Source organism: Mesorhizobium sp. M0518 (assembly GCF_040321125.1).
Taxonomy (GTDB): domain Bacteria; phylum Pseudomonadota; class Alphaproteobacteria; order Rhizobiales; family Rhizobiaceae; genus Mesorhizobium.
In genome coordinates this window covers 175,007-189,336 of sequence record NZ_JAMYQY010000002.1, presented here as the reverse complement: position 1 = coordinate 189,336, position 14,330 = coordinate 175,007, and the positions used below count along the sequence as shown (strand labels likewise).

Sequence of the window (14,330 nt, the reverse complement as noted above, 5' to 3'; positions counted from 1 at the left end):
CTTGGAGCTTCCCGTTTGTTTTTATTGTCAACGATCCGGAACGAATGGCTGCCCCAAGGAAGCCGGCGTGTTCATCATCGTCAGACGCTTGTTGCGCGAGATTAGAACGAGAACCACGACGGTTGCCAGATAGGGCAGCGAAGAAAGGAACTGCGAGGGCACTGGAATGCCAAAAGCCTGTGCATGAAGCTGGCCGATCCACACCGCGCCGAAGATGTAGGCGCCGGCCAGCACCCGCCATGGCCGCCAGGAGGCGAACACCACCAGCGCCAGCGCGATCCAACCGCGGCCGGCACTCATGTTCTCCACCCATTGCGGCGTGTAGACCAGTGAGAGATGGCCGCCGGCGAGACCGGCACAGGCGCCGCCGAAGATGACCGCGAGGTAGCGATAGCGGATCACCTTGATGCCAAGCGCATGCGCCGAGGTGTGGCTGTCGCCGATCGAACGCAGCGTCAGTCCGGTCCTTGTCTTGAACAGGAACCACATGACGGCCGCGGTGAGCGCAATCGAGATGTAGAAGATCGGATCCTGCCCGAACAGCAGCCTGCCGACCACAGGGATTTCCGTCAGGCCGGGAATGTAGAGGTTGGGCAGCCTTTCGCCGGGCTGGCCGACGAAGCTGGTGCCCATCATGCCGGACAGGCCGAGGCCGAGCAGCGTCAGCGACAGGCCGGTCGCCACCTGGTTGGTGGCCAGCGACAGCGTCATGACGGCAAACAGCAGCGAGAACACCGCGCCCATGGCGATGGCCGCCAGAAGGCCGATCCAGGGTGATCCGGTGAGATAGGTTGCGCCGAAGCCGCCGACGGCGCCCATGATCATCATGCCTTCGACGCCGAGATTGAGCACGCCGGAGCGCTCGACCACCAGTTCGCCGATTGCCGCGATCAACAGCGGCGTCGCCGCGGTGGCGATGGTCAGAAGGATGTTTACGGTGATGTCCATCAACGGGCTTCCTTCAGCTTCGGTGCGGCTTCGCGTTTCGCGGCACCTTCCGGTCTGGTCAGCGCCAGGCCGACCAGGCGAATGCGGTAGTGGATGAGCGTGTCGCAGCCGAGCACGAAGAACAGCAGCATGCCCTGGAACACCCGCGCCACCTTGTCGGAGATGCCGAGCGCGCTCTGCACCGCTTCGCCGCCGAGATAGGTCAGCGCCAGCACCAGACCGGCGGCAACGATGCCGAGCGGGTTGAGGCGGCCAAGGAAAGCCACGATGATGGCGGTGAAGCCATAGCCGGGCGAAATGACAGGCTGCAACTGCCCGATGGCGCCCGAGACCTCGGAGATGCCGGCAAGACCCGCCAGGGCACCCGACAGCAGGAAGGCGAAAAACACCATGCGGTTGAGGCCGAAGCCGGCGAAGCGCCCTGCCCGCGGGCTTGAGCCCAGCACGCGCACCTCAAAACCCTTCAGCATGCGGCTCATCAGGATCCAGACCAGCACCGCGGCGATCAGCGCGAAGACAAAACCCCAGTTTGCCCGCCCGGCATCCGGCATCAGCTCCGGCAACACGGCCGAATCGTTGAACTGGATGGTCTGCGGGAAACCATGACCCTGCGGATCGCGCCAGGGTCCGCGCACCAGCCAATCAAGGAAGAGCTGCGCGACATAGACCAGCATCAGGCTGGTCAGGATCTCGTTGGTGCCGAAGCGCGTCTTGAGCAGAGCCGGGATCGCGGCATAGGCCGCGCCGCCGACCATGCCGAGCAAAAGCATCAGCGGCAGCACCAGCGGACCTTCGAACTGCGGAAACAGCACCGGAATCATCGAACCGGCAATGCCGCCGAGGATGAACTGGCCTTCGGCGCCGATGTTCCAAATGTTGGCCTTGTAGCAGACCGACAGGCCGACAGCGATCAGGATGAGCGGCGCTGCCTTGATCGCCAGCTCATGCAACTGCCAGACCTGGCTGATCGGCTCGATGAAATAGATATTGAACGCGGTCAGCGGATTGACGCCGAGCAGCGCGAACATGACGGCGCCGGCAATGATGGTCAGCGCGAAGGCGATGAACGGCGACAGGGCCGAAAACAGCATGGAACGCTGCGGGCGTTTGACGAGTTCGAGGCGCATCATGCCGTCTCCAGCGAGTGTTCGGCGTGGCCTGGTTCGGCGCCGCCCATCAGCAAACCTACCTTTTCGAAGGTTGCCTCGGCGATCGGCATCGGCTTCGACAGCTCGCCATTGTGCATGACCGCGATCGCATCCGATATCTCGAACAGCTCGTCGAGATCCTGGCTGATCACCAGCACCGCCGATCCGCTGCGCGACAGCTCGATCAAGGCCTGGCGGATGTGGGCGGCAGCGCCCGCGTCGACGCCCCAGGTCGGCTGGTTCACCACCATGACGCTTGGCCGGCGGTCGAGTTCACGGCCGACGATGAATTTCTGCAGATTGCCACCCGAAAGGGCCGCAGCCTCCGGATCCGGCGCACTCTTGCGCACATCCATCGCCTCGATGATGCGCTGGGAGGCGGCCTGGATGGCGGCGCTCTTGACCATTCCGCCGGAACCGACGAACGCCTTGCCGTCGGTGGCATGGCGCGACAGCAGCAGGTTTTCAGAAAGCTTCATGCGCGGTGCCGCACCGTGGCCGAGGCGCTCCTCCGGCACGAAGGCGGCGCCCAGCAGTCGGCGTCCGGTGATGCTAAGGCCTCCCGCATCCTTGCCACGAATGCGCACCGAGGCGGCATTCTGCTGCAGCACTTCGCCTGAAACGGATTCGAAGAACTCGCCCTGGCCGTTGCCGGCGACGCCGGCGATGCCGATCACCTCACCGGCGCGGACATTCAGGTTGATGCCCTTGAGCGGTATCGAGAACGGCGTTGCCGGTTTGCGATTGAGATTGCGGATTTCGAGCAGCGGCTGCGCCTTGTCGATGCCCTCGACCGGCGCGCGCACCACCGCCTGCACCTCGTTGCCGACCATCATGCGAGCCAGCGAAGAAGCAGTTTCCTCACGCGGATTGCAGTGGCCGACCACTTTGCCGTGGCGCAGCACGGTGGCGCGGTCGCAGATGCGTTTGACCTCTTCGAGCCGGTGCGAAATGTAGAGGATGGATTTGCCTTCCGAGCGCAGGCGCTCCAGCGTCTCGAACAGCTTGTCGGCTTCCTGCGGCGTCAGCACCGAGGTCGGTTCGTCCAGGATGATGAGCTGTGGCGTCTGCAGCAGGCAGCGGATGATCTCGATGCGCTGGCGCTCGCCTACCGACAGGTCGCCGACCAGCGAGTCAGGATCGAGCGGCAGGCCATAGCTGAAGGAAAGCGCCCTCGCCTTGGCAACGATGCTGCTGATCGGCGAGCCGTCGTCCAGCGACAGCGCGATGTTTTCGGCCGCGGTCAGCGCCTCGAACAGCGAAAAATGCTGGAACACCATGCCGATGCCGAGTTTTTTCGCGGCGCCGGGGCTGGAAATCCTGACCGCCTGGCCGTTCCAGAAGATCTCTCCGGAATTGGGCTCCAGCGAGCCGAACAGCATCTTGACCAGCGTCGACTTGCCGGCGCCGTTTTCGCCGAGCAAGGCGTGGATCTCACCCCTGGCGATGTCGAGATCGATGTGATCGCACGCCGTCAGCGTGCCGAATATCTTGGTGAGGCCACGCACCTCAAGCAGGTTCGTGCCGTTCTGATTTGCACTCACAGTGCCTCCCATCTGGTTAGCCAGACATGTTCTGTGTTCCCGCAGGCATGGTAGGCGCGGCCGGCTCTCATCGGAAAGCGGCACACGTCTTGAAAGAGCTTCAAGAATTTCAGCGGAAATTCAAGGGATAGCAAGGCAGAACGAACTAAGGGATGAGAATGGTCGTCCCTGTGGTCCTGCGGCCCTCGAGGTCGGAATGCGCCTTGCCGGCGTCCTTGAGCACGTAGCGCTGGTTGATCTTGATCTCGACCGCGCCGCTGAGCACGACCTCGAACAGGGCGGCGGCAGAAGCGTCGAGGTCCTCGCGTTTTGCGTTGTAGACGAACAGTGTCGGCCTTGTTGCGAACAGCGAGCCTTTCTGGGCCAGCAATGACATGCTGAATGGCGGTATGGGTCCCGAGGACTGGCCAAAGCTGACGAACATGCCAAGCGGCCGCAGGCAGTCGAGCGAAGCCGGAAATGTGTCGTTGCCGACCGAATCATAGACGACATCGCATTTTTTGCCGCCCGTGATGGCGGCGACGCCGGCGACGAAATCCTGTTCCTTGTAGTTGATGACATGATCGAAACCATGCGCCCTGGCGAGCTCGATCTTGTCGGACGAGCTGGCGGTGCCGATGACGGTGGCGCCGAGATGTTTTGCCCATTGGCCGAGGATCAGTCCGACGCCGCCTGCCGCGGCATGGAACAGGATCGTGTCGCCGGCCTTCACCTTGAACGTCCGGCGCAGCAGATATTCCGCGGTCATGCCCTTCAGCATCATCGCCGCGGCCTGTTCGTCGCTGATGCCATCCGGAACCTTGACGACGCGGCTGGCATCGATGACGCGCTGTTGCGCGTAAGCCCCCGTCGTCACGGCATAGGCGATGCGATCGCCCGGTTTGAGCGAGTCGACGCCATGGCCGACCTCCAGCACCAAGCCGGCGGCTTCGCTGCCTGGCACGAGCGGGAAGCCGCCGGGTGGCGGATAGAGGCCAGAGCGATGATAGACATCGATGAAATTGAGGCCGATCGCGGTGTGCCGGACCAGGATCTGCCCGGCTCCCGGCTGGCCGGGGTCGGCGTCCTCATAGGTCAGAACTTCCGGGCCGCCATTGGCGTGAATGCGGATCGCTTTGGACATTGCTGGGCTTCCTGTGGGGCTAGGCTCCCTGTGGGAGTGGCTGATCAGGCCTTCTTGGCACCGAGTTTGGGAAAGAACTGCATGATGCCACCGATGCAGGCAAGGTAAAGCCCGGTGATGGTGATGCCGATCTTGGTGAAGGTGCTGACCTGCTCGCCCAGCACGCCGATCTGATCGTAGAAGGCAGCGAGTGCCGCCTGGGCCAGGGCAAGCGCGCCGAAAGCGCACCACAAGAGAGTCATCCCAAGGTTGATGCGCCGCAGCCGCACCACCCGCACCGGGTGGATGAAGTTGATCGGCACGAAAGTCAGGACGCCGGCCACCACCACCACCGCGAACGAAACCCATTGTCCGGGCTCGATGACGAACAGGGTGAACACCACCATGTTCCAGACCACGGGGAAACCCTTGAAGAAATTCTCCTTCGTCTTCATGCCGGTGTCGGCATAGTAGATGGCGCTGGAAACGACGATGATCGCCGCCGACAGGAATGACAGGCCCTCGCCCATGAAGCCGCGTTGATAGAGCGCGAAGGCCGGGATCAGCACGTAGGTCACGTAGTCGATGATGTTGTCGAGCAGTTCGCCCGACCAGGTCGGCAGGATTTCCTTGACCTCGAGCTTCCGCGCGATCGGTCCATCGATGCCGTCGACGAACAATGCCAGCCCTAGCCACCAGAACATCGCCGTCCAGCGCTCTTCGCTTGCTGCTACCAGCGACAGGAAGGCCAGGAACGACCCCGAGGCGGTCAAGAGGTGGACGGAGAACGCTCTCGCCTGTGGCCAGGTGACCTTCTTCTTCGGCCTGGGGATCCGGTCCGTGATCTTTTTGGCGGCTTTTCGGGCCGCCGTATTCCTGGCCATTGTGTTCTTGCTCACGGGCCCCGCCAATCCAGCTTGCAGATTTCGGCCGAACGGCCGGCGAAATTCCAGTTGCGGCCGAAAGCCCGCATCTTGCTCTTGTCGGACCTTGCCACGATGATCTCGGGCGCGATCCAGTATTCCGAATTGCTGATCACCGTGTCCTTGTCGCGGTCCTTGCCTTGGATGGGTGTCACGGCTCCGTCGATAATCCTGGGTATCTGGAAGATACGCGTCTTGTCACGCGTCTCATAGGTGATCGGCACCTGCTCGACGCCGAGGAATTTGCCTACCAGGATGGAGAGCAGCGATGTGGTTCCGCCTGCCTTGCCCGTGAAGATCTTGGTCAGCGCCTTGACTGCGTAGACCGAGGCTCGGCTGTCGATGAACAGGCCCGCGGTCCAGTTGCCGCGGCTCATGTAGCCGGGGATTTCCATGATCAGGCCGAGATTGAGGCCGGACAGATCAACCTCACCGAAATGGCCGGCATCGATGCGAAACCCTGCCCAGGTCTGGCAATAGCCTTCGGTCGGCGGATGATTGCCAAGCGATAGCACGCAGGGGCAAAAAACCGTGCAATTGCAGGAGAGTACGAGCTCTCCCTTCATCGCCCAGCTCTGGTCTGCCATCGATTTCCCCCACTCACAGCGAGACTACTAGCAGCGCGGCTGCCCAGACAAGCAGTATCGCACCGGCCAGCCGGGTTGGAACCCTGCTGGCTGTTTGTTTTTCGATCAGGGTGAACAGCCCGATCAACGCCATCCAGAAAATGTTCATGACGCCAACGGCGAACATCACCAGCATCAAGGCCCAGCAGCAGCCGAGACACCACAGACCTTGCGCGACACCGAGCCGAAAGACGCTGGCCGGCTTGGCGCTCCAGTTCGCGAAAAGGATCGAGAACGGGTTCTTGCATTTCTTCAGGCAAGCTTCCTTCAGGCCGCTGAACTGGTAGAGGCCGGCGATCAGGAGAGCGAGCGCACCGGCAAGGCCGACGACCGGATCCAGCATCCCGGCTGACGAGGCGAATGCATGGGCGGCCAGGGTCAGCGCCGCGAACATCATTGAAGCGGCGAGCCAGACGCTGAGGTAGCCGGCGACCAGCACCAGCGGGTGAACGACCGGTTCGCCCTTGATGCGAGCCGTGTCAGTGATTTCGCAATAGGTGCGGATCATCGGCGCCGCCGAAGGCAGCATCGTCGCGATCGCCATCAGGAACCACATGAAAACGAGCGCGCCGGCCTGCAAGCCGAGACTTGTGTCCAAAGGCACCGGTGAGAGGCACAGCACAAAGAACCGTTCCAGGAAATCGGGCAGCGGCAGTTGCGGCAGGCTGCGCAGGATCGTGTCGCCGGGGGCGCTGACGCCTGCAATCCCGCCTTCGGCGCCGCGGATTGCCATCGCGGCAAGGGTCAGCCAGGCAAGCAGGATGCAAGCGCCGACAACGACGTTTACCGTGACGCGAGGACTGCGCGCGATGCCGGCCATGGCGCGGCCGGCGCGGTCGAGATGCCTGAAGTCGTCCTGCTGGCCGGTCATGACATCCGAATGGGCCGAATCGCCGCGTTGATCAAGCGGCATGATCTGACCTATATGCTCATCGAACGGCAGGTCGGGTGGACCGCCTCGCATTGCAAGCCGGAAGCCGATCTTGGAGCATCAGCAAACTGCGCGGATACTGGTTGCCGGCACGGGGCCGGCAGGACTGATCGCGGCGCTCGGTTTTGCCGCCGAGGGTTTCCCGGTGACACTGGTCGGGCCGGAGGCCACCGCCCCCGATGGCCGCACGACGGCCCTGATGAACCCTGCCTTGAAAGTGCTCGACCGGCTTGGCGTGCTCGAAGCCGTCAAATCCAAGGCGGCGGCCCTGAAAGTGATGCGCATCGTCGACGCCACCAGCCGGCTGATCCGCAGCCCGGTCGTCACCTTCCGTGCCAGCGAGATCGACGAGGACCAGTTCGGGCTGAACCTTCCCAACAGCGTGCTCAACCCGGCACTCGCCAGCGCCGTTGCCGCGCATGCCGGCATCGACCGGCTGATGCCGATGGTGGCGAACTGGCGTCTCGATGCCGAGCACGCCCGTGCCGTCCTGACCGACGGCAGCACGGTCGACGCAGCGCTGGCGGTCGCCGCCGATGGGCGGTTGTCACCGGCGCGCCAGGCGGCCGGCATCTCGACCTCGGCCCGGTCCTACCCGCAGGCAGCTCTCGTCCTCAATTTCGGCCATAGCGGCGACCATGCCTTCACCTCGACCGAATTCCACACCGAGACCGGTCCGTTCACGCAGGTCCCCCTGCCCGGCAATCGCTCCAGCCTGGTCTGGGTGGTCAAGCCCGAGACCGCGACCGACCTCGCCGCACTGGACGATGCGACGCTTTCTCAGCGGGTCGAACAGCAGATGCAGTCGATGCTGGGCCGGGTGACGGTCGAGCCGGGCAGGCAGATCTATCCGCTTTCGGCGGTGACGCCACTGCGTTTCGCCCGAGATCGGGTGGCGCTGGTCGGCGAAGCCGCCCATGTGTTTCCCCCGATTGGTGCGCAAGGCCTCAATCTAGGCATCAGGGACGTCGACGATCTAATTGGAATCGCTCGTGAAAATCGAGCCGACCCAGGTGCAGCCAAGGCGCTTGCAGCCTACGATTTCAAGCGCCGCCCCGATATTCTGGCGCGCAGCAGCGCGGTCAACCTGCTCAACATGTCGCTGCTTTCCGACATGCTGCCGGCGCAGATGGCCCGCGTTGCCGGGCTCGGCGTGCTCGGAGGCTTCGCGCCGCTTCGGGCTTTTTTCATGCGCGAGGGACTTCGTCCCGGCAGCGGTTTTGCCGCGCTTGCTGGCGGGTTAGGGAAACCGGTCCGGCGCTAGGATATTGTGCCGGATCAGGTAGAGCAGCCCGGTGACGGTCACGACCGACAGGCAGGTTGTGATCAGCACACTAGCCGACGCGCGCTGTACCCAGACGCCATACTGCTGGGCGATGACGAAGACGTTGGTGGCGGTCGGCAATGCCGCCAGAAGCACCGCCGAGAAGACCCATGTCTCAGAAAAATTGCCGATCCAGCTCAGCACGACATAGCAGAGCAACGGGTGCAGGATCAGTTTCAGCGCCGCAATCGGAACCATCTCATGCGGGACGCGATTCAGCGGCCTGAGCGCCAGGGTGACGCCCATGGCAAACAGCGCGCAAGGTGCGGCCGCCCGGGAAAGATATTCCAGAAGTCGCTCCACCGGCACGGGCGGTCGAAAGCCGATATAGGCGGCGCCGACACCCAAGGCGGTTGCGATGATGAACGGGTGCAGCACGATCTTGCGCACGACACCAGCGCAAGCCGGAGAGGAGTGGTCTTCTCGTCGCCCGACAGCGCCATCATCATGGGTGCGACGGCGAAATGCATGATGTTCTCGAAACAGAAGATCAGGGCGACCGGCACGGCAGCCTCCTCGCCGAAGGCCAGCAATGCCAGGCCCGGCCCCATATAGCCGATATTGCCATAGGCGGCCGCGAGCGCCTTGATGGTCGATTGCGCTATCTCGCCGCGCGAGGTCAGCACCGACCCCATGAACATCAAGGAAAATATCATGAAGGTCGAGACGACCGAACCGAAGATGAAGCGCCATTCCGTCAGGTCTTCGAACGGCGTCTTGGCGAGCAGTTGGAAGAAAAGGGCCGGCAGCGCGACATAGACGATGAACGTGTTCATCCAGCCGAGCGCCTCCAGCGGCTGCCTGGTGATGCGCGCCACCAGAAACCCGACAAAAATCAAGCCGAAGAACGGAAGAACAAGACCCATGACGTCAGACATTTTTATGCTGGTCCGAAACCCTGGCGCCGGGCTAGCCCGTTGCTTGATAGGGCGTCAAGCGCCTCGGGATTGAATTGATGCGCGGTCTGCGCCAAATAAGCCCAAGGAATTCAGTGGTGAGTACGATGAAAACAGCCAAATTCGCAATCGGACAGGTGGTTCGCCACCGGCTGTTTCCATTCAGGGGCATTATTTTCGACGTCGACCCGCAATTCGCCAACACCGACGAATGGTACGAAGCCATCCCCGCCGACGTTCGGCCGCGCAAGGATCAGCCTTTCTATCATCTGCTCGCCGAGAATTCGGAGACCGAATACATCGCCTACGTCTCCGAGCAGAATCTGCTTGAGGATCAGTCGGGTGAGCCGGTCCGGCATCCGCAGATCAAGGAGATGTTCGACAAGAGGCCGGACGGCGGCTACCAGCCGAAACGGCAGTCAAGGCACTAACCCGCGGAGAGACGGGCACAAAAAAAGCGGGGCATGACCCCGCTTCTTTGTTGGCCGGACGATATCGGCCGATCAGTTGGCGGTCTTCGCCTTGTCCTGCTCTTCCTTGAGCTTCTTGGCGAAATCCTGGTTGTTCTTGGCGACGAAGTCCTGAAGCTTCTTCTGCCGGTCCTCGATGTCCGACTGCTGCAGCGCCGGGCCGTCATAGGCGCCGCTGAAGCCCTGCAGGGCGATCTTGATCGGATTGGGCTGGTTCTGGAAATTGACGGAAGTCAGCGTGATCGCCTGGCCTTTCTTGAATGCCGCGACGAGTTGATCGGTCAGCGGCACTTCGGCCACGCAACGATCCGGGAAGCAGATCACATAATCGAGCTTCTGCGCCTTGCCGGTGTCGATCTGCAGGCCGATTCCGGGAGGCACCAGACGGCCGGTCGGCACCGTCACCTGGAACACCTTGCGGTTCACCTTGCCCTTCAGCTCGATCAGGCTGACGCCGGTGACCAGCTGGCCGTTGCCGGCGGTGGTGATGTTCTGGACGTTGCAGATGTCGACGTCTTCCTGCTTGGTGCAGGCCTTGAACCAGCCTTGCGGAATCTGCTGTTGCTGCTGTGCGGAAGCAGCGGGAAGTCCTGCGCCGAGAAAGCCGACCACGCCAGCGGCCATGACCGACAGGCGGTACGCGTTGCTGTTCAGGCTCGTCATGTGGTGCACTTCCTCTCAAATGATCCCAGGACCGGCTTCTTCGTGCCGTGTGGTCCAGCTACCTGTTGCCGAAATGAGGCAACAGAATGACTTCGGAGGGCGTGTTACACTGCAAGCGAGGCCGAATCCAGCCCGGCGTCAGCAATTGTTGAGCGCGCGGTTGGCCGGCGCGCAGCCGCCTCATGCTAGGGTGCGCACCGAATCATCAAGCCGACCTGTTAAGGAGACGGTCATGGGCCGCGTTGTTGTTTGGCTGATCACCGCGATGTCGTTTCTCGCACTTTCGCATCAGCCGGCCGCATCGGAGCCGAAGCACGCGATCGCCATGCAGGGCGAACCCGCGCTGCCGCCCGGCTATACGCATTTCGATTACGTCAATCCCGATGCGCCGAAGGGTGGCTCGATCACATATTGCGTCGTCGGCAGCTTCGACAACCTCAACCCTTTCATCCTCAAGAGCCTGCGCACGACGGCGCGCGGCATGATGGATACGATCTTCGGCAATCTGGTCTTCGAGCCGTTGATGCAGCGCAATGCCGACGAGGCTTTCACGCTTTACGGTTTGTTGGCCGACAGCGCCGACATGGACCCGGAGCGCAAGAGCATCGAATTCCATCTCAACCCGAAGGCCAAATGGTCGGACGGCCAGCCAGTGACGCCGGAAGATGTGCTGTTCAGCTACGATGTCTACACCGAGAAAGGGCGACCGCCCTACAGCGACCGCATGGCCAGGGTCGCCAAGCTCGAAAAGACCGGCGATCACAGCGTGCGCTTCACCTTCAACGACAAGGCCGATCGCGAATTCCCGCTGATCATCGCGCTGACCCCGATCATCCCGAAGCATGCCTTCGACAAGGAGACTTTCGACAGGACGACGCTCAAGCCGGTGATCGGCAGCGGCCCCTATACGATCGCGCAGGTGCAGCCCGGCCAGCGCATCGTGTTCAAGCGCAACCCGGACTACTGGGGCAAGGACGTCCCGGCCAAGCGCGGTTTCGACAATTACGACCAGATCACCATCGAGTATTTCCTCAACGCTAACGCCAAGCTCGAAGCGTTCAAGAAAGGCCTTTGCGCCATCGACGACGATAGCGATCCGGTGAAGCGCGAGCGCGATCTCGATTTTCCGGCCTTCCACAAGGGCGATGTGGTCGCGCAGACCTTCGACACCGGCATTCCGCCCGTGGTGACTGGTTTCCTGTTCAACACGCGGTTGCCGAAATTCGCCAACCCGGTCGTGCGGCGCGCGCTCGGTATGCTTTATGACTTCGAATGGGCCAACAAGAACCTGTTCGGCGGCAAGTACGCGCGGACAATGAGCTATTGGCAAAACTCCGAGCTTTCCGCGCTCGGCCATCCAGCGGACGACAAGGAGAAAGCGCTTCTGGCGCCCTACCCCGGCCGCGTGCCGGCCGATGTCATGGACGGTACATGGCGGCCGCCGGTGACCGACGGATCGGGCCAGGACCGCCGCGTGCTGAAGGCAGCCTTCGATCTTTTGAAAAGTGTCGGCTACCACGTGCAGAATGGAACGATGCTCGATCCCGAAGGCAAACCCTTCAGCTTCGAAATCCTGACCGCGTCGCAGGACGAGGAGCGCCTTGCCGGCATCTACCAGCGCACGCTGGAGAAGATCGGCATCGATCTCACCATTCGCAGCCTCGACGGCGATCAGATCCAGTCGCGCAAGCAGCGCTTCGACTTCGAGGTCCTGGTCGGATCGAGCGGCTTCAACAATTCGTTGTCGCCCGGCATCGAGCAGAGCGGGCGCTGGAGTTCCGCCGCGGCCAGGACGGAAGGCTCGTTCAATCTCGCCGGCGTCGCCGATCCGGCTGTGGACGCGGCGATCGAGGCGATGCTGCGCGCCCGCTCCAAGGAGGATTATGTTGCCGCCGTTCGCGTTCTCGACCGGCTGCTGATCTCCGGCAACTACATGGTGCCGATGCAGCACAACACGCAGCAATGGATCGCCTACTGGAACTACCTGGAACATCCGCAAAAGACGCCCATATTCGGGTATCAACTGCCAACATGGTGGCGCAAACCCAACTGAGGGATCAGGGAGATCGAGATGAGCGAATTGAACGCCATCACCGTCGATGTGGTATCCGATGTCGTCTGCCCCTGGTGCTTCATCGGCCAGAAGCGGCTCGACAGGGCAATCGCCGCCGTCAGCGATGTCGACGTGCATGTCCGCTGGCGGCCGTTCCAGCTCGATCCGACCATTCCGCCTGAAGGCAAGGACCGCCGCGAATACATGCTGGCAAAATTCGGCAGCGACGAGCGCATCCGCGAGATTCACGCCCGCATCGAGCCGCTGGGCGAAGTCGAAGGCATCTCGTTCGCCTTCGACGCCATCAAGGTGGCGCCGAACACGCTGGATGCGCACCGGCTGATCCGCTGGGCAGGTGCCGCCGGCGAAGCCATTCAGAACAGGCTTGTACGCCGGCTGTTCCAACTGAATTTCGAGGAAGGCGCCAACATTGGCGATCATGCCGTCCTGGTCGAGGCGGCACGCGAGGCCGGCATGGATGCATCCGTGGTCGCCACGCTTTTGCCAACCGAGGCCGATGTCGAGGCGGTGCGCACCGAGATCGCCACCGCGTCGCGCATGGGCATTTCTGGCGTACCGTGCTTCCTGCTCGAGGAAAAATACGCGGTCATGGGCGCACAGGATGCCGATACGCTGGCCGATGCCATTCGCCAGGTGGCGGCCGCCAAGGCGCGTGGCGAACTGGAAAAGGCCGGCTGAGGCCGACGCCCTCTCCTCTCCACGACAACAGCAAGCGTTACTTCACCGTCGCCTTGGCCTTGCTGATGAAAAATCCATGGCCGTTCGTGGCCGTGCAGGTCAGTCCCTTGCTTGACGACTGGCACGAGAACGGCCCGGCGCTCCAGCTGTTGCCGTAGCCAAGCTTGTCGACATCGCTGCAGCAGCCCTGCTCGCCTGGGTTCTTGATCAGCGTGGCTGGCCCCTTCGGACCCAGGATAATCGTGACGTAGCTTGGCTCGACGCGCGAGCAGCTCAGCTCCGGGCCACCATCCCTTGGTTCATAGGTGCCGGTGCCGCCTTTGGGCGTGTAGATGCAGCCGATGTTGCCGGACGGCGTGTTGAACTCGATCTGGCCTTCGGCGCTGGCCGGGATGCTCTGTTCGCCGGCATGCGCCAAAGGTACGAGGGGCAGCCAGGCGAAGAGGGACAGGATTGCGGCCGCGCGTGCAAGCATTGGGAGCTTCCTTGTTGGAGAACCGAACATGCATGAGTGTCGACGATGCCAGGCAAGGTTCAATCCCAAGCGGATGAATTGTCAAACGCAGTTCATCAGCCGATCCGACAAGGAAGCGCCGCTCGGCCGATTCTCCGGTCACGTCCTGCCTCCGGCAAGGACGACAACGGCAAACCCGGCGAGATCGCGAACGGCAATTCTCGGGTGTTCGGGTCAACCCGCTTTGAGAAAAGCGCTCGGTCTGGACGATTTTGAGTTCACAAAACCGTGTGAAACACTTCCCTAAGGGAAGCCGTTCCAACGTTGCGTTTCTCCAACTCAAACATTTGAAATCAAAAGCGATATCGTGATTTTTGTCGACCGTTGTCGCTATATTACAGCATGTAATCTGTTGCCTCACGGCAACGGCTGCCGGGGCAATCCGGTCGGCCGGGTTTTAAATTAATGGAAAATGATCAATTGGTGTTACCATCCGTAACAAAAGAAAAAAGGTTTGGGCGGGATCGTGATTCGGGTCGGTAGACCATC

The 14,330-nt window shown here is 62.2% G+C and carries 13 protein-coding genes and 1 pseudogene; 4 read left to right on the top strand and 10 right to left on the bottom strand.

Annotation, left to right across the window (positions count from 1 at the left end):
• Positions 1–27 precede the first annotated feature (27 nt).
• The 7 genes from NKI66_RS03815 to NKI66_RS03785 form a co-directional block, all read right to left on the bottom strand.
• Positions 28–948 carry an ABC transporter permease gene (locus NKI66_RS03815; protein ID WP_031213469.1) on the bottom strand — a complete coding sequence of 307 codons (921 nt, stop codon included), beginning with the start codon at positions 946–948 and terminating at the stop codon, positions 28–30.
• The gene (locus NKI66_RS03810) at positions 948–2,078 is read right to left on the bottom strand and encodes an ABC transporter permease (RefSeq protein ID WP_352630733.1); all 1,131 of its coding nucleotides are present in this window, start codon (positions 2,076–2,078) and stop codon (positions 948–950) included. The genes NKI66_RS03815 and NKI66_RS03810 overlap by 1 nt, the downstream gene beginning before the upstream one ends.
• On the bottom strand, positions 2,075–3,652 hold the full coding sequence (locus tag NKI66_RS03805; protein WP_352750966.1) for an ABC transporter ATP-binding protein: 1,578 nt from the start codon (positions 3,650–3,652) through the stop codon (positions 2,075–2,077). The genes NKI66_RS03810 and NKI66_RS03805 overlap by 4 nt, the downstream gene beginning before the upstream one ends.
• Positions 3,653–3,785: 133 nt before the next feature.
• Positions 3,786–4,763, bottom strand: coding sequence for a quinone oxidoreductase family protein (locus NKI66_RS03800; RefSeq protein WP_352677254.1), 978 nt, complete (start codon positions 4,761–4,763; stop codon positions 3,786–3,788).
• 44 nt (positions 4,764–4,807) lie between these two features.
• On the bottom strand, positions 4,808–5,626 hold the full coding sequence (gene pcsA / locus NKI66_RS03795) for a phosphatidylcholine synthase (RefSeq protein ID WP_164761907.1): 819 nt from the start codon (positions 5,624–5,626) through the stop codon (positions 4,808–4,810).
• An 11-nt stretch (positions 5,627–5,637) separates the two neighbouring features.
• On the bottom strand, positions 5,638–6,252 hold the full coding sequence (locus NKI66_RS03790) for a DUF1326 domain-containing protein (protein WP_013531653.1): 615 nt from the start codon (positions 6,250–6,252) through the stop codon (positions 5,638–5,640).
• A gap of 13 nt (positions 6,253–6,265) precedes the next feature.
• Complete coding sequence (locus NKI66_RS03785; RefSeq protein WP_352677253.1) at positions 6,266–7,204, bottom strand: DUF2182 domain-containing protein; 939 nt, start codon at positions 7,202–7,204, stop codon at positions 6,266–6,268.
• A 70-nt stretch (positions 7,205–7,274) separates the two neighbouring features.
• On the opposite strand from NKI66_RS03785, the gene NKI66_RS03780 reads away from it, so the two are divergent.
• Positions 7,275–8,486, top strand: coding sequence for a UbiH/UbiF family hydroxylase (locus NKI66_RS03780; protein ID WP_352750964.1), 1,212 nt, complete (start codon positions 7,275–7,277; stop codon positions 8,484–8,486).
• Here the strand turns inward: NKI66_RS03780 and NKI66_RS03775 are convergent.
• Positions 8,463–9,424 (bottom strand): annotated as a pseudogene (locus NKI66_RS03775) (AEC family transporter). The gene NKI66_RS03780 and the pseudogene NKI66_RS03775 sit on opposite strands and share 24 nt — an antisense overlap.
• A 125-nt stretch (positions 9,425–9,549) precedes the next feature.
• Here NKI66_RS03775 and hspQ point away from each other — a divergent pair.
• A complete protein-coding gene (hspQ, locus tag NKI66_RS03770; RefSeq protein ID WP_023811879.1) occupies positions 9,550–9,873 on the top strand; it encodes a heat shock protein HspQ in 324 nt (107 codons plus the stop codon).
• A 72-nt stretch (positions 9,874–9,945) separates the two neighbouring features.
• Here hspQ and NKI66_RS03765 read toward each other — a convergent pair whose 3' ends face one another.
• On the bottom strand, positions 9,946–10,575 hold the full coding sequence (locus NKI66_RS03765) for an invasion associated locus B family protein (RefSeq protein ID WP_013531658.1): 630 nt from the start codon (positions 10,573–10,575) through the stop codon (positions 9,946–9,948).
• Between the two features lie 232 nt (positions 10,576–10,807).
• Between NKI66_RS03765 and NKI66_RS03760 the strand changes: the two genes are divergently transcribed.
• Together NKI66_RS03760 and NKI66_RS03755 are read left to right on the top strand one after the other, a co-directional pair.
• Positions 10,808–12,628, top strand: a complete 1,821-nt coding sequence (locus tag NKI66_RS03760) for an extracellular solute-binding protein (RefSeq protein WP_352750961.1) — start codon at positions 10,808–10,810, stop codon at positions 12,626–12,628.
• An 18-nt stretch (positions 12,629–12,646) separates the two neighbouring features.
• A complete protein-coding gene (locus tag NKI66_RS03755) occupies positions 12,647–13,327 on the top strand; it encodes a DsbA family oxidoreductase (protein ID WP_352677250.1) in 681 nt (226 codons plus the stop codon).
• Positions 13,328–13,364: 37 nt separating this feature from the next.
• Here NKI66_RS03755 and NKI66_RS03750 read toward each other — a convergent pair whose 3' ends face one another.
• The gene (locus NKI66_RS03750) at positions 13,365–13,802 is read right to left on the bottom strand and encodes a hypothetical protein (RefSeq protein ID WP_352612226.1); all 438 of its coding nucleotides are present in this window, start codon (positions 13,800–13,802) and stop codon (positions 13,365–13,367) included.
• Positions 13,803–14,330 lie beyond the last annotated feature (528 nt).

Coding starts and splice junctions, on each gene's coding strand:
- NKI66_RS03815 (WP_031213469.1), bottom strand. CDS start 948: ATGGACATCACCGTAAACATCCTTCTGACCATCGCCACCGCGGCGACG.
- NKI66_RS03810 (WP_352630733.1), bottom strand. CDS start 2,078: ATGATGCGCCTCGAACTCGTCAAACGCCCGCAGCGTTCCATGCTGTTT.
- NKI66_RS03805 (WP_352750966.1), bottom strand. CDS start 3,652: ATGGGAGGCACTGTGAGTGCAAATCAGAACGGCACGAACCTGCTTGAG.
- NKI66_RS03800 (WP_352677254.1), bottom strand. CDS start 4,763: ATGTCCAAAGCGATCCGCATTCACGCCAATGGCGGCCCGGAAGTTCTG.
- pcsA (WP_164761907.1), bottom strand. CDS start 5,626: ATGGCCAGGAATACGGCGGCCCGAAAAGCCGCCAAAAAGATCACGGAC.
- NKI66_RS03790 (WP_013531653.1), bottom strand. CDS start 6,252: ATGGCAGACCAGAGCTGGGCGATGAAGGGAGAGCTCGTACTCTCCTGC.
- NKI66_RS03785 (WP_352677253.1), bottom strand. CDS start 7,204: ATGCCGCTTGATCAACGCGGCGATTCGGCCCATTCGGATGTCATGACC.
- hspQ (WP_023811879.1), top strand. CDS start 9,550: ATGAAAACAGCCAAATTCGCAATCGGACAGGTGGTTCGCCACCGGCTG.
- NKI66_RS03765 (WP_013531658.1), bottom strand. CDS start 10,575: ATGACGAGCCTGAACAGCAACGCGTACCGCCTGTCGGTCATGGCCGCT.
- NKI66_RS03760 (WP_352750961.1), top strand. CDS start 10,808: ATGGGCCGCGTTGTTGTTTGGCTGATCACCGCGATGTCGTTTCTCGCA.
- NKI66_RS03755 (WP_352677250.1), top strand. CDS start 12,647: ATGAGCGAATTGAACGCCATCACCGTCGATGTGGTATCCGATGTCGTC.
- NKI66_RS03750 (WP_352612226.1), bottom strand. CDS start 13,802: ATGCTTGCACGCGCGGCCGCAATCCTGTCCCTCTTCGCCTGGCTGCCC.